The 22,639-nt window shown below is 72.4% G+C and carries 14 protein-coding genes; 4 read left to right on the top strand and 10 right to left on the bottom strand.

Annotated elements, in window-relative coordinates:
- Positions 1-52 precede the first annotated feature (52 nt).
- A complete protein-coding gene (locus ABT025_RS11305) occupies positions 53-1,447 on the bottom strand; it encodes an aldehyde dehydrogenase family protein (protein ID WP_350992429.1) in 1,395 nt (464 codons plus the stop codon).
- Between the two features lie 634 nt (positions 1,448-2,081).
- Here ABT025_RS11305 and ABT025_RS11300 point away from each other — a divergent pair.
- The gene (locus ABT025_RS11300; RefSeq protein ID WP_350992427.1) at positions 2,082-5,432 is read left to right on the top strand and encodes an ATP-binding protein; all 3,351 of its coding nucleotides are present in this window, start codon (positions 2,082-2,084) and stop codon (positions 5,430-5,432) included.
- Between the two features lie 180 nt (positions 5,433-5,612).
- On the opposite strand, the gene ABT025_RS11295 is transcribed toward ABT025_RS11300, so the two are convergent.
- The 4 genes from ABT025_RS11295 to ABT025_RS11280 form a co-directional block, all read right to left on the bottom strand.
- Entirely contained in the window at positions 5,613-6,971 is a 1,359-nt protein-coding gene (locus ABT025_RS11295; protein WP_350992425.1) for an ABC transporter ATP-binding protein, read from the bottom strand.
- 133 nt (positions 6,972-7,104) lie between these two features.
- Positions 7,105-8,376 carry an MFS transporter gene (locus ABT025_RS11290; protein ID WP_350992423.1) on the bottom strand — a complete coding sequence of 424 codons (1,272 nt, stop codon included), beginning with the start codon at positions 8,374-8,376 and terminating at the stop codon, positions 7,105-7,107.
- A gap of 201 nt (positions 8,377-8,577) precedes the next feature.
- Positions 8,578-9,999, bottom strand: a complete 1,422-nt coding sequence (locus tag ABT025_RS11285; RefSeq protein WP_350992421.1) for a CitMHS family transporter — start codon at positions 9,997-9,999, stop codon at positions 8,578-8,580.
- A 120-nt stretch (positions 10,000-10,119) separates the two neighbouring features.
- Complete coding sequence (locus ABT025_RS11280; protein WP_350992419.1) at positions 10,120-12,372, bottom strand: molybdopterin-dependent oxidoreductase; 2,253 nt, start codon at positions 12,370-12,372, stop codon at positions 10,120-10,122.
- 494 nt (positions 12,373-12,866) lie between these two features.
- Between ABT025_RS11280 and ABT025_RS11275 the strand changes: the two genes are divergently transcribed.
- A complete protein-coding gene (locus ABT025_RS11275) occupies positions 12,867-13,733 on the top strand; it encodes a GNAT family N-acetyltransferase (protein ID WP_350992417.1) in 867 nt (288 codons plus the stop codon).
- 27 nt (positions 13,734-13,760) lie between these two features.
- On the opposite strand, the gene ABT025_RS11270 is transcribed toward ABT025_RS11275, so the two are convergent.
- From ABT025_RS11270 to ABT025_RS11250, 5 genes are all read right to left on the bottom strand, one after another.
- Complete coding sequence (locus ABT025_RS11270; RefSeq protein WP_350992415.1) at positions 13,761-15,080, bottom strand: hypothetical protein; 1,320 nt, start codon at positions 15,078-15,080, stop codon at positions 13,761-13,763.
- Positions 15,081-15,179: 99 nt separating this feature from the next.
- Positions 15,180-15,800 (bottom strand): TetR/AcrR family transcriptional regulator, encoded by a 621-nt coding sequence (locus ABT025_RS11265; RefSeq protein ID WP_350992413.1) that lies wholly within the window; start codon positions 15,798-15,800, stop codon positions 15,180-15,182.
- Positions 15,801-15,885: 85 nt separating this feature from the next.
- The gene (locus tag ABT025_RS11260) at positions 15,886-17,196 is read right to left on the bottom strand and encodes a hypothetical protein (RefSeq protein ID WP_350992411.1); all 1,311 of its coding nucleotides are present in this window, start codon (positions 17,194-17,196) and stop codon (positions 15,886-15,888) included.
- The gene (locus ABT025_RS11255) at positions 17,193-17,954 is read right to left on the bottom strand and encodes a cupredoxin domain-containing protein (protein ID WP_350992596.1); all 762 of its coding nucleotides are present in this window, start codon (positions 17,952-17,954) and stop codon (positions 17,193-17,195) included. Before ABT025_RS11255 ends, ABT025_RS11260 begins: the two co-directional genes overlap by 4 nt.
- A 149-nt stretch (positions 17,955-18,103) precedes the next feature.
- Positions 18,104-20,236, bottom strand: a complete 2,133-nt coding sequence (locus tag ABT025_RS11250) for a right-handed parallel beta-helix repeat-containing protein (RefSeq protein WP_350992409.1) — start codon at positions 20,234-20,236, stop codon at positions 18,104-18,106.
- 140 nt (positions 20,237-20,376) lie between these two features.
- Here ABT025_RS11250 and hmgA point away from each other — a divergent pair, with 140 nt between their 5' ends.
- The gene (hmgA, locus tag ABT025_RS11245) at positions 20,377-21,705 is read left to right on the top strand and encodes a homogentisate 1,2-dioxygenase (protein WP_350992407.1); all 1,329 of its coding nucleotides are present in this window, start codon (positions 20,377-20,379) and stop codon (positions 21,703-21,705) included.
- 58 nt (positions 21,706-21,763) lie between these two features.
- Positions 21,764-22,564: a GntR family transcriptional regulator gene (locus tag ABT025_RS11240; RefSeq protein WP_350992405.1), complete on the top strand. Its 801-nt coding sequence runs from the start codon at positions 21,764-21,766 to the stop codon at positions 22,562-22,564.
- The last annotated feature ends 75 nt before the right edge of the window (positions 22,565-22,639 follow it).

The raw sequence follows: 22,639 nt of genomic DNA, 5'->3' as shown, positions 1-22,639 counted from the left end.
GACTGGCTCCTTGCTGATCGGGGATGCGGACTCGGCGTACTCGAAGGGCGGTTCAGAACTGCAGGGACTTGGTCTGGAGGTACTCGGAGAGCCCGTGCTCACCGAGTTCGCGGCCGACGCCGGACTGCTTGTAACCGCCGAAGGGCGCGAGCGGGTTGAAGCGTCCGCCGTTGATGTCGACCTGCCCGGTGTCCATGCGGCGGGCGAAGGCGACGGCCTCCTCGTCGTCGGCGGCCCATACGGCGCCCGCAAGCCCGTACACCGTGCCGTTGGCGATGCGCAGCGCGTCCGCCTCGTCCTCGTACTTCAGGATCGAGACGACCGGGCCGAAGATCTCCTCCTGGGCGATGGTCATCTCCGGGGTGACGTCGGCGAACACCGTGGGGCTGACGTAGTAACCGGTGGCGAGCGGCGCCTCGGGGCCGCCGGCCACGACGCGGGCGCCCTCCTCGATGCCCTTCTCGATGTAGCCGCGCACCCGGGCCTGCTGCTTGGCGTTGACGAGCGGGCCGACCCGCTCACCGGGTACGTACTTGGCGACGGCCGCGGCGGCGAGTGCGACCGCTTCCTCGTACCGCTCGGCGTCCACCAGCATCCGGGTCCAGGCGCTGCACGTCTGGCCGGAGTTGGACATGACGTTGGCGATGCCGACGTTGACCGCCTTGGCCAGATCGGCCGAGGGCAGGATGACGTTGGCGGACTTGCCGCCGAGCTCCAGCGCGACGCGCTTGATGGCGCCGCCCGCCGTGGCGCCGATCTGCCTGCCGACCGCGGTGGAGCCGGTGAAGGAGACGAGGTCGACGTCCTCGTGCTCGGCGAGGGCCTGTCCGGCGACCGGGCCGATTCCTGTGACCAGGTTGAAGACACCGGCGGGCAGCCCTGCCTCCTCGGTGGCCTCGGCGAAGAGCTGCGCGGTGAGCGGGGTGTCCTCGGCGGGCTTGAGGACGACCGTGCAGCCGGCGGCGAGTGCGGGGGCGACCTTGGCGACGATCTGGTGCAGCGGGTAGTTCCACGGGGTGATCGCGCCGACCACGCCGACGGGCTCCAGGAACACGGTGGAGTTTCCGTGCCGCTCCTCGAAGGCGTACGACGCGGCGAGTTCGGCGTACGAACCGGCGACCAGGACCGGCACGCCCGCGTGCACGGCCTGCGACATCGGCAGCGGCGAGCCCAGTTCGGCGGTGACCGTCCCGGCGATCTCCTCCTTGCGGGCGGCCAGCACATCGCGCAGGGCGCCGATCCTGGCGGCCCGTTCGGCGGGCGGGGTCGCGGCCCAGCCGGGGAAGGCGGCACGGGCTGCGCGTACCGCGGCGTCGACGTCCTCGGCCGTGCCCGCCGGGACGTGCGCGATGACCTGCTCGTCCGCCGGGTTCACCACCGCGATGGTGTCCGTTCCGACGGCGGGCCGCCATGCGCCGCCGATGTACATACCGTCATGGGCCTTCATGGCTGTTCCTCCCGGACGCGGTGACGGACGAGGTCGTCCGCGCCCCAAACTAGCGCTGTTAGTTTTCCGGCGCCAGAGACGCCCGTCACGCCCGGCCCCCGCGATGCGCCCGGAGTTCGCCGGGGCCGGAGTTCAACGGGGGCCCCGGCTTCGCCGAGGGCCGGAGTTCAACGGGGGCCGGGTATTGCGCCAGTAACGGTCTCCCCCCAAGGTCCCGGATCAACCCGCCCCCGTCCGCGCTCCCCCGAGACAGCCCGGGGGCGGGGCCTCTCGAACCGGCCATGGAGGACCGTTCCCGCACATCCACCTCGACCCCCGCAGCACGGAGCCGCCCCATGAGCCGCGGCCGCCGCTCCGGCCGGTCCGGCACCCGTCCCGGCCGTCCCGCGCACGACGGACCGGCTCCACGGGGCCGCCCTTCGATCGCCGCGCGCGGGTGGCCGGACGCACGGGAACTTCCTCTCGCACCCCGCGGAACCGCTGACTGCCGCGACGGCCGCGCTCCGCACCGGCGCGGCCGGCGGCCGGATGACGGTCGGCACGCTCTCCTGACCACCCCACCCCCACCCACCCCCGGACATCCGTTCGAGGGGCCTGCGGCATGTCCGAATCCGCGCGTTACAGTGACGCCCTGATGGGCACAGACGCGACGAACCACGGCACACACACCGCCCCACCACTGCTGCGTCTGCACCTTTTCGGCGGTTTCCGGGTGACTCGCGACGGCGGGCCGCCGCTTGCCGAGCGGTGGCCCCGGCCGAGCGCCCGGTCCCTGGTCAAACTGCTCGCCGTCTCCCCCGGTCACAGCCTCCACCGGGAACAGGCGATGGAGATCTGCTGGCCGGACGCCGATCCGCAGGCGGCCATCGGCAGCCTGCGGGTCGCGCTGCACGCCGCCCGCCGCGCCATCGAGCCCGAACTCGCCCCCCGTTCCTCCTCGTCCTATCTCACCGGCGAGGGCACCCTGCTGCGGCTCGATCCGCAGACCGTCGTGATCGACGTGGACGAGGCGGAGAACCTGGCCGAGCGCGCCCTGGCCGGTGGCGGCACCGCGCCGCTCGCCGCGGCACTCGCCGCGTTCGCCGGGGAGCTGCTGCCGGAGGACCGCTACGCCGCCTGGGCCGACGCCCGGCGCACACAGATCGCCGATCTGCACGACCGGGTGCGGCTGGCTCTGGCCGAGGCCCATCTCGCGGACGACGAGAACGAACCGGCGACAGAGGTGGCGCTGCGCGCCCTGGCCGCCGCCCCGGCGGAGGAACGGGCCCACCGCGTCGTCATCGAGGCGTACCTGCGCCAGGGGCTGCGGCGGCAGGCGGTGCGCCAGTACCACCTGTGCCGGGAGGCGCTCGACGCCGAACTCGGCGTGCAGCCGGGACCGGCGACCCAGCGGCTGCACCTGCTGGCGCTGGACGCCACCACGAACGTACTGCCCGCCTCGGCCTCTCCGGTCCTGCCCGCCGCGATCCGTACCCCGGCGGGTCCTCCGCTGCGCGGCAGGGACAAGGCGCTGCGGGTCCTGCTCTCCGACGAGGGCCCGCCGGTGCGGCTGATCGGCGGCGAGGCCGGGGTGGGCAAGACCCGGCTGACGACCGAAGCGGCACGGGCGGCCGCCGCGGCCGGCACGACGGTCCTCTGGGGCGCGGGCCACGACGCGGAGGGTCACACGCCGTACGGCGTCTTCGTGGAGGCGCTGGACGCGTGGCTGGCCGACCGGCCACCGGTGGAACGGGCCCGGATCGGCGGCGAGTATCCCGAACTCGCCGCGCTCCTGCCGTCACTGGGACAGATCGGGGCCGGCCGGGAACGCAGCCCGGAGGAGGAGCGCGACCGGTTCTTCCGGGCCACGGCCGGACTGCTGGGCGATCTCGCGGCAGGCGCGCCCGTCCTGCTGGTCCTGGACGACCTGCATGCGGCGGACACCGGTTCGTACCAGCTGCTGAGCCATCTGGCCCGGCGGGCAGCGACCACCGGGACCGGGTGGCGCTTCGTGGTCACCTACCGCGCGGAGGAGTTCGACGCGGACGACCCGCGCCGCACCGCTCTGGAGACCCTGGTGCGCGGGCAGCTCGCCGAGCCGGTCGAGCTGGGACGGCTGGACCGGGACCAGTGCCTGGCGGTCGCCCGGGACGCGGGAGCCGTGACCGGTCTCGACCGGGTGTGGGAACTGTCCCTGGGCAACCCGCTCTTCGCCCTGGAGCTGGCCCGTACGGTCCGTGAGGGCGCGGATCCGGGCGCCCCGGGCACACCGGAGAGCGTGCGCCAGCTGGTGGCCGCGCGGCTGGCCCGGCTGGGTCCTGCGGCCCGGCGGGTGGTCGAGGCGATCTCCGTGACCGGCGGCGGTGCGGCCCTCACCGAGATCCTCGACGTGGCCGGGCAGGGCCTGTACCCGCCGCTTTCGCCGGCCGAGGCCACCGACGCCGTGGACGCGGCGGTGACGGCCTCGGTCGTGAGCGAGCGTCCGGTGATGGTGGGCGGCAGATCCCTGCCCGGCCTCGCCTTCCGTCATCCACTGGTGCGGCTGACCTGCTATGACGGCCTGTCCACGGCCAGGCGCCGCCAACTGCACTCGGCCTACGCGGAGGCGGTGCTGCGCCACCGCCCCGACGCGGTCGACACCCTGGCCACCCAGCTGACCCGGGCGGACGACCCGCGGGCGACGGGCTATCTGCGCCAGGCCGCCGAACGCGCCGCGGCGCTCTGCGCCAACGACACGGCGGACCGCTACTACGCCGAGCTGACGGCGCGCCTGGACGCGTCTGCCGCCGACGCGGCCCGTGCCCGGATCGACCGGGGGGCCGTACTGCGCCGGATGGCCCGCTACCGGGACGCGGCCACCGTGCTGCGCGAGGCCCTGGAGGACATGGTGCGCCGGGGTGACGAGGACGGGCAGGTGCTGGCGGCGGCCCGGCTCAGCGAGATCCTGATGAAGTACCGCGGGACCGAGGAGGGCGAGGAGCTGCTGCGTACCCACCGGCCCGGCCCCCGCACCCCGGCACTGTCCGTGGCAACGCACCATCTGGCCGCGGGGGGCCTGCGGTTCGTGACCGGCCGGTACGACGAGGCGCACGCCTCGGCCCGCATCGCGCAGGAGGCGGCGCACACCGTCGCCGGCGGCGAGCGCAGAGGGCTGCTCGCCCGGGCACTGGGGATGCAGGCGACCTCGCTGGCCCTGGCCGGCCGGTTCGACCGGGCCCGGCCCGCGGCGGAGGCGGCTCTGCCGCACGCGGAGGCGTACGGGGACCAGGAGCTCCTGGTGACCACGCTCTCGGTGCTGCGGGAGCACGCCCGCAGGTCCGGCCGGCTCGGCGAGGCCGTCTCCATCGGGCAGCGGGCGCTGAAGCTCGCCGAGCACACCGGCGATCCGACGGCGGTCGCCTTCGAACGCGCGAATCTCGCCGAACTCCATCTGTTGCTGAGGGAGTTCGCCGAGGCACAGGAACATGCGAGGGCCGCCGCACAGGAAGGCGACTCGCACCGCAGCTGGTGCACCCCGTACGCACTCGCGGCGCTGGCCCGGGTCCGGATCCGGACCGGCGAGGCGGGCGCCGGCGAGCTGCTGGAGCGGGCGGGAGAGGCCGCCGAGGCGCAGGCGGACCGGCAGGCGCTGCACGAGGTACGTGCGGCACAGGCCGAGCTCCTGGTCCGCGAGGGCGCTCCGGCCGAGGCCCTCGCCCTGCTGGCCGAGGACAGCGGCCCCGGCACCGCACATCTGGTGGCGTGGGCGGAGCTTTACGCGGGCAGCCCGGAGGCGGCGGTCCGGCGCGCCGCCGAGGAGACGGCCCGCGCGGAACAGGTCGGCGAGCGGCTCGCGGAGACCGAGGCGCGTACGGTGCTCGGGGCCGCGCTCGCGGCGTGCGGCCGGCCGGACGCGGCCCGCGAGGAGCTCGGCCGGGCGGCAGACCTCGCGGCGGAACTCCCCTATCCGGCAGGGGCGTTCCGTGTGGAGCGGGCACGCGAGGAGGCGGGCCCGTCCATCGGCTGAGACGCAGCCACCGACGGACCGGCCCGACGAGGCATTCCCTCCGGGCCCGAGGCAGGTACTGCACCTCCAGGCCCGACGAGCCCTCCACCTCCGGACCCGACGGGTACTGCACCTCCGGGCCCGACGAGCCGTGCACCCCCTCCGGACCCGACGGGTACTGCACCTCCGGGCCCGGCGGTACTACACCTCCAGGCCCGGCACGTCCTTCGGCAGCGGGCAGATCCGGCGTCCCTGATGGTCGAAGACGTACAGGTGCGCCAGGTCGACCAGGAGCGGAACCTGCCCCCCGGTACGCAGCCGCATGTCGGGGCCGGTGCGTACGACGAGGTCACTGGACGTGACCGCGGGGCGGTCCGGGCTGCGCACGCCCGGCGGGAGCGACTCGAATCCCGGTTCGTCGAGGACCGCGACGGACGCGGCGGCCTGTCCGGTGGCGCGCTCCTTGAGCCGTTCCAGGACGCCGACCCCGCCCCCGGCCCCGCGGCGCCTGCGCTGGGTGCCGCGGTCCGGGCGGGCTGATTCCAGGTCGGGCACCACGGCGGGCTGCGACCCGGTGTTGAGGTGGACCAGCGCCTCGTGCCCTTGGTACTCGACGTGCTCGACGATGCCGCTGAGGGCGACCTCGCCGGGACGGGCCTGGCTGGGCGGGGCGATCCGGACCGCCTCGGAGCGCAGCCCGACGATGATGCGCCTGCCCTGCTGGATGCGGAGCAACTGATGGTCGGGGCTGAGCGGTTCGGGCAGCGGGAGGCGCTGGCGGCCGAGGTCGATCGACATCCGCCCTTCCAGGGGCGCGTGCACGACGGCCTGGAGCAGGTTGATCCGCGGGGTGCCGATGAACGCGGCGACGAACACGTTCTCCGGCAACGAGTACACCTCGCGCGGCGGGCTGACCTGCTGGAGCACTCCCCCGCGCATCACGGCGACCCGGTGGCCCAGCGACATCGCCTCGGCCTGGTCGTGCGTCACGTAGACCGTGGTGACGTCGAGCTCCTTGGTCAGCTGGGATATCTCGGCCCGCAGGTGGTTGCGGAGCTTCGCGTCGAGGTTGGAGAGCGGCTCGTCCATCAGGAAGGCCGAGGGCTGGCGCGAAATCGCCCGGCCCATCGCGACCCGCTGACGCTCACCGCCGGAGAGCTGGCCGGGAAATCGGTCCAGGACGCTCTCGATGCCGAGCATCCTGGCCGTGTTCTCGATGCGCTCGTTGTGGTCCTGGCGCGGGTTCTCCAGCTTCAGCGGGAAGCCGATGTTGGCCCGGTTGGTCATGGTCGGGTAGAGCGCGAAGTTCTGGAAGACCATGGCCATGCCGCGTTCGCGGGGTGTCAGGTGATCGGCCGGTTCACCGTCGAGCAGGATCTCGCCCTCGGTGACGTCCTCCAGGCCGGCGATCATGCGGAGCACGGTCGACTTGCCGCACCCCGAAGGGCCCAGCAGGACGAGGAACTCGCCCGGGTCGATGGAGAGCGAGAGGCGGTCCACGGCACGCGAGGAGCGTCCGTAGGCCTTGCTTACGTTGTTCAGAGTGATGGCGCGAGTCATGTGGTTCCGCCCGGGAGGATGAAGGTGGAGCGGTGGGGAGCGGCAGCAGTGGCCTGAAATTAACCCACTGCGCAGGGTGAGGGAATGACTCGCGCAAAGGTTGCACCCTGCGGGGAGTGCGGAGATGGAAGTGTCAGGTGGCATTCCGGTTGAGACCGGCCCGCACCGGGCCGGTCCCGGGAACGGCCGGATCCGGTTCCGCGGCCCGGTCCCGAGGTGGCACACGGCCGTCCTTGCCGCGCGCACCGAGGCCGGCCGCCGCGATCAGCAGCACGCCGAGCATCACGAACGGCGCCGCGGTGCCCGCCACTCCTGCGACGAGTCCTGCGGCAGCGGGGGCCGCCACCTGCCCGAGCCGGTTGCCGGTCAGCCGCAGGGCGAGCGCGGTGGAGCGCGCGGCCGCCGGGGCCGCCTGCACGACGGTGGTCATCGACAGGGGCTGACCGACGCCGAGGCAGAAGCCGAGGACGGCAAGCATCGAAGCCAGCCCCCAGACGGGGACGGGGAGCGCGACGCCGGCGCAGAGCACCCCGGCCAGCAGACAGGTGGAGGCGAGCAGGGCTGCCCGGCCCAGCACCCGGAGCATCGGGGTCATCACCAGCCGGCAGGCGATGGTGGCGGCGGCCCGCAGGCTCAGCAACAGGCCGACCGTGGCGGGGGCGATGCCGCGGTGCTCCCCGACGACCGGCAGATACGCGGTGAGGATGTCGGTCGTGGAGAGCACGGCGAGACTGATGAAGATCCCGGCGGGGACTCCGCGGGCGCGCAGGATGCTGCCGACGGGCACCTTGGCGGCAGGATCCCGGCGGCGGGGCGCCGGGGCGGTCCGGTGCTCGATGCGCCGGAGCGAGCTGAAGGAGACGGCGGCGACGGCCGCCGAGACCATCAGGGCGAGGGCGCTGGTGCGGCCCATCGCGCCGTCGCGCTCCGAGATCAGACAGCCCGCGGCGATCGGGCCGATGAGCTGGCCGAGGGAGGCACCGATGGTGAAGTGGCCGAAGTTCCGGTCCTGTTCGGCAGGGGCGGACTGGCGGGCGACGATCGACTGGGCGCCGATCACGAAGCAGAGGTGGCCGAGCCCCATGACCCCGCTCCAGGCCGCCATCGCGGTCAACGAGTCCGCCCGGCCGCTGAGGGCGCAGCCCCCGGCGATCAGGACGACGCCCAGCGGCAGCAGCGGTGCGCACCGGCCGTGGTCCGTGCGGCGCCCCAGGGGTACGGCGGCGAAGAGCGGGAGGAGCGCGTACACCCCGGTGATGACGCCGATCGCCCGCTCGTCCGCGCCGAGCGCCAGGGCCCGGTAGGAGACGGCGGGCCGCGCCATCGACACCGCCCCCTGCGCGAAGGCGAAGGCGATGACGAGGCGCAGCAGCCAGCTCCGGCCGGGCCCGGTGGTGTCGGTCATGGTCAGAGCATCCGGGGGTTGGGGGGTGGGTGAAGGAGCGGGGCTGGGTGCGTGCGGCTGCAAGGCGGAGGTGCTTGCACCATGACGGAGTCATGGTGACTGACGGAGTCATGGTGACTGACGGAGTCATGGTGACTGACGTCATCGCGGCAGATGCGCGTGCCCAGACCCGCGACGCCGCCCGCCAATCCCCGGACGCTCTCAGATGATCCCGAACAGGAGTCCGGCGCCGAGCACGACCAGTGAAGTGAGCGCGGCCCACTTGACGGTGAAGCGGGTGTGGTCACCGAATTCGACCTTTGCCATGCCGACCAGGACGTAGACGGCGGGCACCAGCGGGGACGACATGTGCAGGGGCTGGCCGACCAGGGAGGCGCGGGCGATCTCCAGCGGGGAGACTCCGTGCGCGGCACCGGCCTCGGCGAGCACGGGCACGACTCCGAAGTAGAAGCCGTCGTTGGACATGAAGTACGTGAGCGGGATGCTCAGCACGCCGGTGACGAGCGCCATGTGCGGGCCCATGCCGTCAGGGATGGCGCCGACCAGCCAGTCGGCCATGTGGTCGACCATGCCGGTGCCGGTCAGCACACCGGTGAAGACGGCGGCGGCGAAGACCATGCCGGAGACGTTGAGGACGTTGTCGGCGTGGGCGGCGATCCGGGCCCGCTGGTCGGGCATGTGGGGGTAGTTGACCGTGAGGGCGAGGGCCGCGCCGAGGAGGAAGAGCACCGGGATCGGCATCAGTTCCATGATCATCGCGGTGAGCAGGGCGATGGTGAGGCCCGCGTTGAACCAGTAGAGCTTCGGCCGCAGGGTGGCGCGGTGGGGGTCGAGGCCCTTGAAGCCCTCGTCGGCCGCCTCCGCCGCCGCCTCTTCGTCGGGTGCGGCGCCGCCAGTACCGGCGGAGCCGGTGCCCTTGCGCAGGCGGTCGCCGCCGCCGGCCGCAGCGACGAGAACCGTCTCGGACTCCGTGGCGGTGCCGGTCACCAGGGCCTCGTCGAGGGTGAGGGTGCCGAGCCGCTTGCGCTCGCGTCGGCCAAGGACCACGGCCAGCAGGATCACCGCGAGCAGTCCGACGCCGAGCGCCGGGATCATGGGGACGAAGATGTCGCCCGCGTCCAGCTTCAGCGCGGTGGCGGCGCGGGCCGTGGGACCGCCCCAGGGAAGAGTGTTCATGACACCGTTCGCCGTGGCGGCGACCCCGGTCATCACGACGAGGCTCATCTTCAGGCGCTTGTACAGCGGATACATCGCCGAGACGGTGATCATGAAGGTGGTGGACCCGTCACCGTCCAGCGAGACGATCGCGGCGAGCACCGCCGTACCGACGACGATGCGCATCGGGTCGGCCTTGCAGAAGCGCAGGATGCCCCGGACGATCGGGTCGAAGAGCCCGACGTCGATCATCACGCCGAAGTAGACGATCGCGAACATCAGCATGGCGGCGGTCGGCGCCAGATTGCCGACGCCCTCGATGACGTAGTCGCCGAGTTTCGCACCCTTCCCCACCGCTACGCAGAACAGCGCGGGGATCAGGACGAGCGCCGCGATCGGCGACATCTTCTTCATCATGATCAGGACCAGGAAGGTCGCAATCATGGCAAAGCCGAGGACTGTCAGCATATGGATACCTATCGTTCACCCTTGAACTCCCGCCGGAGCCGGCGGTGCGGATGACGTTAGGGCGCGCCACATGGCGTTAACAAGACGTTGACATGCGAGCAATACGAGCAAAACCCCAGGTCAACGCGAGGGAGTCACGGTGACGGGGATTCCGTTGAGCACGGCGGTGCCCGACAGCGGATCGAGGCGGCTGCCGTCGAGAAGCTGGTTGACGTTGACGCCGGGCTGCTCGGAGGCGACGGACATCCTGGTGCCGGGGCGGTTGTGCCCCCAGCCGTGCGGGAGGCTCACCACGCCGGTCCGCACGCCGTCGGTGACCTCGACCGGAACCGTCAGCTCACCGCCGTCCGCGGTGACCGTGGCCGATGCGCCGTCGGCCAGTCCGATGCGTGCGGCGTCCTCGGGGTGCATCTGGAGGGTGCAGACGTTCGACCCGCCGCGGAGCGCCGCGACGTTGTGCAGCCAGCTGTTGTTGGAGCGCAGGTGGCGGCGGCCGACGAGGACGAGGGCGTCGGGGTCGCCCCGGCCGTCGAGGGCGCGGCGCAGCCTGGGCAGATCGGCGGCGATCGGGGCGGGGAACAGCTCGATACGTCCGCTGGGCGTGGTGAGGACCTCCGGGACGCGGGGAGCGAGGGGGCCGAGGTCGATGCCGTGCGGGTGGGCGAGCAGCCGCTCCAGGCTCAGACCGTCGGGGTCGGTGCCGAAGCCCTCGCCGTACGGGCCGAGGCGGAGCATCAGGTCGAGGCGTCGCTCCGCCCCGGTGCGGCCGGTGAGCGCGGCGGAGACGTCGGCGGGGGTACGGCCGTGCACGGGCGAGAGCGGGTCGGCGACCGCCTTGCCGAGAGCGCGGTCGATGACCATGGTGTCCACGGCGTCCGGCTCCGCGCCGTGCATCCCGGAGACGGCGAGGACGAGCCGGGCGAGGATCTCGGCCTCGTCCATCCGGTCGGCGTCCAGGGGCACGGCGGGGCGGGTGTAACGGACCTGGTTGCGTACGGCCAGGGTGTTGAACGCGAAGTCGAAGTGGGCGCTCTGCGAGGGCGGCGGCGGGGGCAGCACCACGTCCGCGTGGCGGGAGGTCTCGTTGAGATAGGGGTCGACGCTCACCATGAAGTCGAGCCCGTCGGCCAGTGCGACGTCGAGCCGGTCGCCGTCGGGGGCGGAGAGCACGGGGTTCGCGGCCAGGACGAGCAGGGCGCGGATCCGCCCGTCACCCGGCGTCCCGATCTCCTCGGCCAGTGCGGAGAGCGGCAGTTCACCCTTGGCCTCGGGGTGACCGGAGACGCGGCTCGCCCAGCGGCCGAGGGCGAACCCCTTGCCGGGGGCTGCGGGGCGCGGGGCGCGGGCGGTCGCGGAGAGCGGGAAGAGGGCGCCGCCGGGGCGGTCGAGGTTGCCGGTGAGGACGTTGAGGACGTCGACGAGCCAGCTGGCGACGGTGCCGTGTTCGACGGTGCAGCTGCCGATACGGCCGTACACGGCGGCGGTGGGGGCGGCCGCGAGCTCCCGGGCGAGGGTGCGGATGGTCGCGGCGTCCACGTCGCAAGCCGCTGCGACGGCCTCCGGCGTGAAGTCACTTACGGCGTCGGCGACTTCGCCGATCCCTTCGACATGGTCCGCGAGTACGCCGGGGTCGGTGAGCTTCTCCTCGAAGAGGACGTGCGCCATCGCGGCGAGCAGGAGGGCGTCGGTGCCGGGCCGGATGGCCACGTGCCGGTCGGCGAGGCGTGCGGTGCGGGTGCGGCGCGGGTCGACGACGGTGAGGCGGCCGCCGCGGCGGCGCAGTGCCTTGAGCCTGCCGGGGAAGTCGGGGGCGGTGCACAGGCTGCCGTTGGATTCGAGGGGGTTGGCGCCCAGCATCAGCACGTGGTCGGTGCGGTCGAGGTCCGGTACCGGGATGGTGTTCGGGTCGCCGAAGAGCAGTCCGCTGGAGACGTGCTTGGGCATCTGGTCCAGGGTGCTCGCGGTGAACAGCGCCCGGGTCCGCAGGGCCGCGAGCAGGGCGGGCGGGTAGAGCGCGCCGGCCATGGTGTGCACATTGGGGTTGCCGAGGACGACGCCGACGGCCTGCGGTCCGTGTTCCTGCGCGATGGCCGGCAGGGCACGGGCGATCGCGTCGAACGCCTCGCCCCAGCTCGCCTCCGTCAGCACGCCGTCATTGCGGACGAGAGGGGTGCGCAGCCGGTCGGGGTCCTCGTCGAGTCCGCCGATCGACGCACCCTTGGGGCAGATGAACCCCTTGCTGAACACGTCCTCCCGGTCACCGCGGGCGCCGGTGACCCTGGTCCCCTCGATGGTGAGCGTGAGCCCGCAGGTGGCTTCGCAGAGGGGGCAGATACGCAGGGCGGTACGGGAGTTGCTGGGGTCGTGCGACATGGGCCCTCCCGGGGCGGCGGCTACGGTGGCGCGGACACGGCCATGCACGGTCGAGCACGGATGAGCATACCGACCGGTACGCATGCTGGGGAGGTGTGAGGGCGAGAAGGTTGTCCCCCGCGGACTGCTGGGGGGTGAGGACGAGAAGGTTGCCCCCCGCGGACCACTGGGGGGAGTATCCGTACGGAGATCGGCGACAGGCGCCGGAGGACGGGTCCCGGTATGCCCTGCCGGAACGTGCCCCTGGTGCGTTCTGCCGGAACGTTCTCCCATGCGTCCTGCCGGAACGTTCCCCCCGTGGGTCCTCCCCACACGCCTTCCCGTTGACGGGGCGCTGTGCCGCCTCAGGCGCCTGGTGGCCTGCCCTGGCCCGGCCATGACCACCGGACCCGGTCCGCCGTACTCCTCCGGGGGAAGCCGGAGTTCGGCGACCGGGTGCAGGACGCCCCGCTCGATCGGGTTTCCCGCGTCGTGGTCATCCGAGATCATGAAGCATGCTCCCGGATGACTGGCACCTCACTCAGGACATCGACGAATTCCTCGCCCGAGCCGGGGACTTCCTGCGCTCGCACCCAGCCATGCACAACACACCGCTGACGGACATCGAGAAGCTGCGGATACGGGGTGCGGCCGAGCCCGGCGCCGAAGGCCCCGTCTTCGGCCGGCTGGAGTCAGGGGGCGAGATCCGTGCGGTCTTCCATCTCGCTCCGCGCGGCCGCCTGGGCCTCACCCCTCTCCCTGCCGAGCAGGCCGACGCCCTCGCCGCTCACCTGGCCGGCCTCGGCCACTCGCCCTCCACCGTCATCGCGGACCACGGCACCGCCGGCGCCTTCGCCGACTCGTGGCAGCGGCACACGAGCGCGGCGTCGGTACTCTTCTGGCGGACGCATCTCTACCGCCTCGGCACTCTCACCCCACCGCAACCGCACCCGGAGGGCCGGGGCCGCACCACGGGCGGCCGGGACCATGAGCAAGTCGTGCGCTGGTGCCGTGAGTTCTGCGCCGACGTCGGGGAGCAGCCCTCCATCGACCTGATCGACGCCGGCTCCTGGGGCGACTCGCGTTTCGGCGACAGGCACTTCACGTTCTGGGAGACCCCGGACGGCACCCCCGTCTCCATGGCGGCCGCGACCTCGATCGTCGGCGGCATGGTCCGGGTGGACCCCGTCTACACCCCGGCCCACCTCCGCGGCCGCGGCTACGCGGGCGCCGTGACGGTCGAGGCGAGCAGGGCCGCGCTGGCAGCGGGCGCGACGGACGTCGTCCTGTTCACGGACCCGGGCAACCCCACGAGCAACGCCCTCTACCAGCGCATCGGGTACGTCCACCTCGCCGACTTCGCCGGGTACAGGTTCTCCTGAGGCGCACCACAGGCCGGCGGGTGACGCTCAGTCCTGCCCGTCCGTCGTCGTCCTCGTCATCGGCGTCCGGGTGCTTTCGGCGGCGGCGTGGAGGTCGCGGGCCTCACGGAGAGCCTCACCCGCTGCCGAGTGCGCGCCGGTGACCAGGTGTCCCATCGCCTGATCGGTCAGAGACCGGACCAAGCGTCCAGGGCCGCTGTCCTGACGGGCGGCGGCAAGCCGGCGTTCGAGAGCGACGCTTTCGGCCAGAGCAGGGATGACCTTCTCGGTGAACTGCCGCGGAGCGCTGTCGAAGGCGACCGACTGACGGATGGTGCGGCGGCGCACAAGGGTCCCGAGAGCGGCCAACTGTGCGGGATCGAGCGCAGACCGGTCTCCTGCCGTGGAAATCGCGTCGTCGATGACCTCGCGCCCCGCGCGGTAGGCCTCCCGGACACTGAAGGCCCACCAGTGAAAGCTCACGCCGAGTACGGGTCGGAGAGCCCGGGGATCCGGGCTGACGCCGATCGGGACAGCCCCGTCGCCGCAGGTCCGCTCGTCCCGGGCACCGGACCTGGCGAACAACGCGGCCTGGACTCCCTGATGGAATCCGAAGTTCCCGCGGTCGCCCTCCGGAGGAAGCCGGTCGCAGCCGGCGACGGCCTCGTCCAGGAGTTCTCCGGCTTCCCGCGGATGCCCGGTGTCGGCAAACCGCGGCGTGACCCCCGCGAGCCAGATCACCAGTCCGGGCAGATGGCTCGGTTCGGCCTCGGCGATGCGGCGGTTGAGGTGAAGCGTCTCGCGTTCGATCTCCAGGCTCGCGTCGGTCTGCCCGGCCAGATCGAGGTAGACCGCCAGGTCCAGGAGCGACCACATGAGACCGGTGGGTGACGAATGGCCTCCGGGGCCCGTCGTCGCGCGGTAGATGTCGACCACCTCGCGTTGGACGGTCACTGCCCGGTCGAACCGGCCGGCCTCGGCGAGGCCATGGGCCGACGCGCCGAGGATCTTGACGTCCTTCCTCTCCTCATCGCGGTGCCGGTTCAACCGCCGGGCGAGCACCGCCGCCTCGTCCTTCGCGGCCAAGGAGCGGTCATCGGCGTGCGCCAGCGAGTACTGCAGACCGAGTGAGAAGATCGCCCGCGCAGCGGCTTCGAGGTGTTCATCGGATCCGTCGGCGAGGAGGCTCCGCCAGACGGCCGCGGCCTCCTCGAAATACGGGATGCGCGCAGACGGCCTTTCGCGATCGACTTGCCATCCGAACCCCAGCAGGCGCCGGGCCAGTACCGGCAGTCCGGCGCTCGGTTGCTCCCGGGCCAACACCCTTGCCTCGGCTATCGACTCCTCGGTGACCGTCTCACGCCTCATCGAATCCCTCCTTCGCTGTCTGTCGTGCAACTGATGATCGGGGAAACCCGTCGGCGCCGAGGGCCGGGTCGCCCCGGAGGCGTCATGGCCCGGCCGGTCTCAGTCCAGCACTCGCGCGAGGTAGGCCTGCAGCAGCACCCGGGTCTCGGCGACGATGGCCCGGTCGCCGGACGGGTCGGTGCGGAAGGCGAGTTGGAGCAGTGCGTCGGCTGCCTCCACGCAGACCAGTATGGAGCGCAGTAGATCTTCGTCGGGGTCTCGCTCCAGATGGCCTGCGAGCAGTTCCGCGAGCCGCCCCGCGACGCGCTGGTTAGCGTCGTCGGCCGGGTCGTCGTCTGGCCCGGGGGCACCGAAGTCGACGAGGGAGAAGCCCGGGACTGAGCTCTTCATCGCCAGGTACTCGTCGAGCACCGCGTCGATGGCGCGGCGCCAGTCGGCGACCTGGATGGCGGCCAGCCGGGCGGTGATCCGCTCGGCGTAGCTGTCCAGGTTGCGGCGGGCGAGAGCGTCGGCCAGCGCCCGCTTGTTGGAGAAGAACCGGTAGACGGAGCCGATGGGCACCCCCGCACGCACGGCCACGGCCCGGGTGGAGAGCTGCTCGTAGCCGGTCTCGTCGAGGAGTTCGGCACAGGCGTCGAGTATCCGGGCGAGGCGCTCGGCGCTGCGCTGCTGCACGGGGGCGCGGCGGAGGTTCGTGTTCGCATGGGGCACGGGTTCCATGATGCCGTGGGCCTCCTCGGCCGGGGGCGGGGGTCCGCCCTCCGTCTCGGACCTGACGGGAAGGAGGGCCGCCCCGCCCGCGGGCTCAGGCGATGAGCAGCGCCAGTCCGCCGATCGTGTACGCGACCATCAGGACAAGGAGCGGAAGCTGGCCGACGACGGCACGTCCGGGCGGGAAGAGCCGGACGGAGCGGTCGTGGGCGGCGACGACGCCGAGGACATGGCCGAGAACGATCGCGAAGACCTGGAGGGTGGCGATGCCGCCCGGCCCCAGGAACGGTTCGGGCGGTGCGGGATTGTCAGTGCCGAGTGCCACCATGACGGTACGTGGCCCTTCGGTGACGAAGAGTGTGAAGTAGTGGGCGACGAGATAGCCGAGGGCGATCGGGACGAGGGAGTGCGCGAAGGCGGTGAGGGGGTGCGGCAGTTGGCCGGAGAGGACCCGGGTGGCACCTGCGCAGAGAGCGTAGAGGGTGGCGACGAGGGCGACGGCTCCGAGGAGTCCGAGCGTGGCGGTGGTGGTACGGCCCAGGGCCGAGGTCTGGACGGTGGTGATCCAGGAGGGCGCGTCGGAGAAGCCGTCGTAGGCCGTGGAGCCGAGCATCACGCAGACGGTGGCGACGAGCCCGGGAAGCGGGGGCGTGGCGTCGAGCCCGTTGAACGGGGAGCGCAGGACGAGGCGGCGGTCGGCGGGTCGGCGGCCGAGGGGGGAGAGCCGGGCGAGGAGGCTCGAGTAGACCTCGAAGGCGTCGGCGTGGTCGAACCAGCGGGCTCCGTACAGGGCGGCGCCCGCGAGCTGGGCGGCCGTGCAGAGAGTGAGGAAGACCAGCAGGGCGGTGGGTGAGGCCGGGTCGGGGGCGACGAGTTCGAGCCAGGTGAAGGCGAGGAGACCGGCTGCTGCGGGCCACATCCCGAGACGTGCGGGCAGGGGCCGGCCGGCGGCCGCGTCGCGTCCGAGTGCGCGGCAGCCGAGGAGATGGACGGTGCGCAGCGGATTGAGCAGCCGCCAGACGGGCCCGAGCAGCAGGGAGGCCGGGACGAGACCCACCCAGAGGAGTACGTAGACGGCGCCGGGGGCCGGGTTGCGGTCCGGGTCCGCCGGACCGAGGAGGAGGTGCAGCACGACCAGGAGCGCGGCGGCCAGGCCGAGCGCGCGGGCCGCGACGCGGGTGGGACGGGCGTCGGCCGCGCGCTGGACGGCGGCGGGCAGCGGGCGGCCCGCCCGGTCGCCCCGGAACCGGGAGGACGACCAGAGCAGACCGAGTGCGAGAAAGGAGACGAAGAGGGCGGTGAAGGCTCCGGCGAAGGCGTAGAAGGGCGAGAGGGGCAGGTCGTGCTGGGCGCCGATGCCGTGGGCGAGGACGCTCACGGCACCGGAGTCGTCGAGGGCCGTCACCGTACGACGAGTTGGGTCAGGAGCAGGTCGGACTCGTGCGTCTCGACCTCGAAGAGCCCGGTGCGGTCGGCGGTGAAGGTGAGGGTGACGGTCCGGCCGGCGGGCAGCCGCGCCTCCTTGTCGTAGCCGTGTACGTGAAGGGTGTCGGCGCGGTCGCTGCGGACCTGGAGGCGCACGGTCCGGCCCTTCCTGACCTCGGTGCGCCCGGGGGCGGGACTGACCTTGTCGTCGCGGACGGTGATCTCCACGGTGGCGTCGGGGGTGGGCGTCGGCGTCGAAGTGGCGCCGCCGAGCGTGGCGGTGGCCTGGACCGGGGCATCACCGACCGCCCAGGCGGTGTGGTCGTCCGCGTAGAGGCGGGCGGTCAGCCGGGTGCCGCCCCCGGCTGACCGCAGGAGCGACTCCGGGAGGTGGAACCAGGCGCCGTAGACACGGGCGAGTGGGTGGCCGTCGAGGAGGAGCCGGGCGTGGCCGCGTCCCAGCAGTGCGGCGCCGCCGACGCTGTCCGGGGTGAACCGGAAGTTCCGGACCGTGAGGTGGACGTTCCAGCCGTCCTCCGAGTCCGGCCGCACGGCCACGGCCACCTCGGGCGCGTCCTGGGCGTCGACCTGGCGCAGCCGGTGGCCGGAGCCGTCGTCCGCGGTCAGGAGCCGGCCGTTGCTGCCGGTGGCCTGCTCATGGCTGGTGCCCGGCTTGTGATGGGTGGTGGCCCGCCCCCCACAGGCGTTCGCGCCGAGCAGGAGTGCGGCGGCGAGCAGCGAAAGGGCGACGCGGCGGCCGCGGCGCCGGGCCGGAGCGGCCGCGCTCCGGAGCCCGGCCGGTGCCGTCGCCTGCCTCTGCGCCTGCGCCTGCACCTGCTCCCGCTCCCGCTCCTGCTCCTGCTCCTGCTCCTGCGCCGGGTGCCGCTTCACGACGGTTCTCCGTCAGGGACGGTGGCCGGTGCCGTGGGCGAGGCCGGCGCGGTCGCGCTCTCCGGCGCCGGCGCACGTCCGTCATCGGTGTCCGGGGCCGGCTCCGCCCCCGCGGGCTCCGTCGTCGCCTTCGCCCGCTCTCCGTGACGGGCGGCGGCCACCACGGCCCACACCACCCAGACCAGGCCGAGCAGCCCCCGCACCCAGGCCGGGCTGAGCGGGATCCACGGGATCATGAACACGCCCTTGTCCAGCGCGTCGAGCAGCGTCAGGCCGCCCAGCACCACCGTGACCCAGCCCAGCCCCGGCCGCTCCCGCCGCAGCACCAGTCCGATGCCCGTCCACCAGAGCCCGGTCAGGAGCAGCGCGAGGGCGGGCACGTACGAGGAGGCGAGACCCATGGTCGAGCCGGCCACGTCCAGACCGAGGCCGATGAGGCCGAGGACCGTGGCGGCCGTGGCGAGCCGGCTCGCCCGCAGCCTGCGCCACCACAGCACCCCGCCGACCAGTACCAGCACCACCGCGATTCCCAGGGCCGCCTGCACCTCGATGCGCTCGATGCCGCGCGCCCCGTACCAGTCGCAGCCGGCCGGCAGCCTGCGCGCCTGCACGTTGTAGTCGGCGCAGACCAGCAACTGGGCGAGTTTGACGGGCTCGCCCACCAGCCGGTCGGTGCCGCCGGTGACGTCGCCCCGGTCGGACCCGCACGCGGGCAGGGAGCGCGGCGTCGAGGCACCCGTGTCCGACTGCCAGCAGTTGCCCGCCCCCTGGCCGTCCCACCACACGTCGGCGCCGTTGGGGCGCGAGCGGCCCTGCTTGTCCGTGCCGAGGTGGTTGTTCGCGTACCGGTTGTGGTGCGAGGTGTCGGTCTGCTTGCCGAGCGCGCCCTCGCCGCGGATGAAGGCGGGTACGGCGCTGAGGAAGAACGCCGCACGATTCTGCCCGTAGACCCAGTTGTCCTCGTAGAGGTTCCAGTTGCCGCCCGCGGTGATGATGCCGGTGCCCGGCGGCATGGAGATCTGCGGGCAGACCACCCCGTCCTCGTAACCGCGCTCGACGGGCGGCTTGGCACACGTGCCGTCGGCGACGTACGGGTAGTAGTCGGCGTTGTTGTCGTGGATCAGGTTGCGCTCGAAGCGGGCGTGGTTCTGCGGCAGGCCGGGGTGGCCGGGGAAGGCGCTGTCCATCGAGGCGCCGCCCATGTTGTGGTCGAACTCGTTGTCGTGGACGTAGACCGAGTCACCCGCGGTGCCGGAGTAGCCCACCATGTTGTGGTGGCTGCGGCAGCCGGTGATCTCGATCGAGTAGCGCGGCACCTTGTAGCCGTACGCGTCGTTGATGTTCGACGCGCTGCCCGGATAGATGCCGGAGTCGCCGTTGCCGTACGACTCGCAGTTCTTGTACAGGCCGTGGTCGCTCGCGAAGGTCAGGAAGCCGTACTCGTCGTTCCACCGGGTCAGGACGTCGTCGATGACGAAGCCGTCCTGGGCCAGGATGTAGAGCGAGTTGAACGTGGTGCGCTGGGCGGTGAAGTTCTTGAAGTAGACGCCGTCGGAGCCGTCCGCACGGACCGCGTTGAGCTTCTGGTACTTGGCGTCGATGACGACGTCCGTGCGCGCGGCGCCGGTGCCCTCGATCTGGAGGTCCTTCTTGCCGAGGATCGCCACCAGGTTCTGGTTGTTCGGGCACTTCGCCTGCTGGGCGTAGCTCAGGATCTGGTAGCCGAGCTGCGAGTTGGAGGCCTTCAGCCGGGCGCACTCCCCCTTGGGCGCAGGCAGCGAGGGTTCCTCCTCGTAGAGGCCGGGCAGGATCGCGATGTTCTTCCCGGGCCCGGTGACTGCGTCCACGGCCTGCTGGAGATGGCGGTATCCGGACTTCTGGCACCGGTCGAAGAGCGTCAGGTTCCTGGTCCGCAGGGCGTCCGGGAATCCGGATATCCGGCGCTCGAAGTCGGCCCGGTCGCTCTTGCAGACCAGGAGATCGGGCTCGCCCGTGCGGTACACGGGGACGCTGCCGGTGCCGTCGGGCAGGGTGACCGGCCGTTCCTCGTGCGCCTGGGCGGCCGGGGCCGCGAGAAGGGCGGCCGCGAGCGCCGCCAGAACCACCAGAAGTCTTCGTGTCCACGACATGAGCCGGAGAGTAGAGCATTGTTCATCTTTTGGAACCCCCCTGTGCCGCACGAATGCCGTTGACTCGCCGCGATCGGATTCCTACGGTTGACCATAGGATTCCAGGACTCCGATCCCTTCCTCATGCACCGGGAGCACATATGAGCGGCATCGAGCAGGCGCGGAAGACGGCGGAAGGGCTCGCGCACTCCGCCGGATTCGGCAATCAGCACAGCTCGGAAGCAGTGCCGGGGGCGCTGCCGCACGGCCGCAACTCACCGCAGCGCGCGCCGCTGGGGCTCTACGCCGAGCAGCTGAGCGGCTCGGCCTTCACCGAGCCGCGCGCCCACAACCGCCGCTCCTGGCTCTACCGGATCCGCCCCTCCGCGGCCCACCCGCCGTTCACGCGGACCGACAACGGCACCCTGCGCACCGCCCCCTTCACCGAGACCGTCCCGGACCCCAACCGGCTGCGCTGGGACCCGCTCCCGGAGCCCGCGCCCGGTACGGACTTCCTGTCCGGCCTGTGGACGCTCGGCGGAAACGGCGACGCCGCACAGCGCACCGGCATGGCCGTCCACCTCTACGCCGCCAACTCCGCTATGACCGACCGGGTGTTCAGCGACAGCGACGGCGAACTCCTGATCGTCCCCGAGCACGGCGGACTGCTGCTGCGCACCGAACTGGGCCTGCTGCGTGCCGAACCGGGCCATGTCGCCCTGATCCCGCGCGGTGTCCGCTTCCGGGTCGAGCTGCTCGACGCCACCGCCCGCGGCTATGTCTGCGAGAACTACGGCCAGCCGTTCGTCCTCCCCGACCTCGGCCCGATCGGCGCCAACGGCCTGGCGAACGCCCGGGACTTCCTCGCCCCTGTCGCCGCGTACGAGGACGCGGAAGGCCCGGTCGAGGTGGTCAACAAGTACTGCGGGAACCTCTGGTCGGCGACGTACGACCACTCCCCGCTCGATGTGGTCGCCTGGCACGGCAACCACACCCCGTACGTCTACGACCTGCGCCGGTTCAACGTCATCGGCTCGATCAGCTACGACCACCCGGACCCGTCGATCTTCACGGTGCTGACCTCGCCCACGGACACCCCCGGCCTCGCCGGCGTCGACTTCGTGGTGTTCGCGCCGCGCTGGCTGGTGGGCGAGGACACCTTCCGGCCGCCGTACTTCCACCGCAACGTCATGAGCGAGTACATGGGCCTGATCGAGGGCGCGTACGACGCGAAGACGGCCGGCAAGGGGGGCTTCGTGCCCGGAGGCGGCTCCCTGCACAACATGATGTCGGCGCACGGCCCGGACCGGGAGACCTTCGAGCGGGCGAGCGCGGCGGAGCTGAAGCCGCAGAAGATCGACGACGGCCTGGCCTTCATGTTCGAGACCCGCTGGCCGGTCGTCGCGACCGGGCAGGCCGCGACGGCCGGTCATCTTCAGCACGGCTACGACGACGTGTGGCAGGGTCTGAGCCGCAACTTCCATCCGTAACGGGCCCCTCCCTCCGTGACGGCCCATGTGAACCGGCCACGTGCCTCAGCGACAACGAATGCAGGTGACCCAGGTGCCGCAGACGCCTCTGAAGCCCCCCGCGCCCCAGGGTGCCGCCTTCGCGCCCGACTCGCTGGTCCTGAACCGCAAGCTCCCGCTGTGGTACCAGGTCTCGCAGTCGCTGCGGGCCTCGATACTGGGCCGCACGGCGGACGCCACCCTGCGGCTGCCGACCGAGGAGCAGCTCGCCGCGCACTACGGCGTCAGCGTCCTCACCATGCGCCAGGCGCTCAAGGAGCTGGAGACGGAAGGGCTGATCAGCCGGCACCGCCGGCGCGGCACCTTCATCGAGCCGCGCGCCCGCCGGGTGTCGCCGGTGCGGCTGCTCGGTTCGATCGACGCGATCGTCGCCCAGCAGTCGGGCGAGCGGACCACGGTGCTCGACCACGGCCCCTGCCCGGTGCCGGGCGACGTCGTGGAGTACTTCCCCGACTGCGCCGAGGTCACGGGCTACCGGAGGCTGCGGTGCGAGGAGGACACCGGCGAGCCGACCAACTGGGCGCAGAACTGGCTCCATCCCCAGGTCGCGGCCGGGCTCGACCCCGCCGACCTCGAACGCTGGCCGATGACCAAGGTGCTGCGCGACCGCGTCGGTGTCCCCATCGCGCGGATCACGGACACGGTCGAGGCCCGGCTCGCCGATCCGGCCACCGCCGAACTGCTCCGGGTCCCGCTGCTCAGCCCGATCCTGTACTACACGGGCGTGACGTACGACGAGAGCGGCCGGGTGGTCGATGTGGCGCAGATCCGCTACCGGGGCGACCGGTTCTCCTTCTCGGTCACGGTGGAGGCCCACTGACGACCGATGACCCCAGAGACCCATTGACGACCGCTGGTCCCGGCAGGCCCGCTGACGACCGACGACCCCCACAGG

Origin of the sequence: Streptomyces sp. NPDC002809 (assembly GCF_040295435.1) — a bacterium.
Taxonomy (GTDB): Bacteria; Actinomycetota; Actinomycetes; order Streptomycetales; family Streptomycetaceae; genus Streptomyces.
The sequence above is the reverse complement of the archived record's forward strand: the minus strand, read 5'-3'. Positions and strand labels throughout refer to the sequence as shown.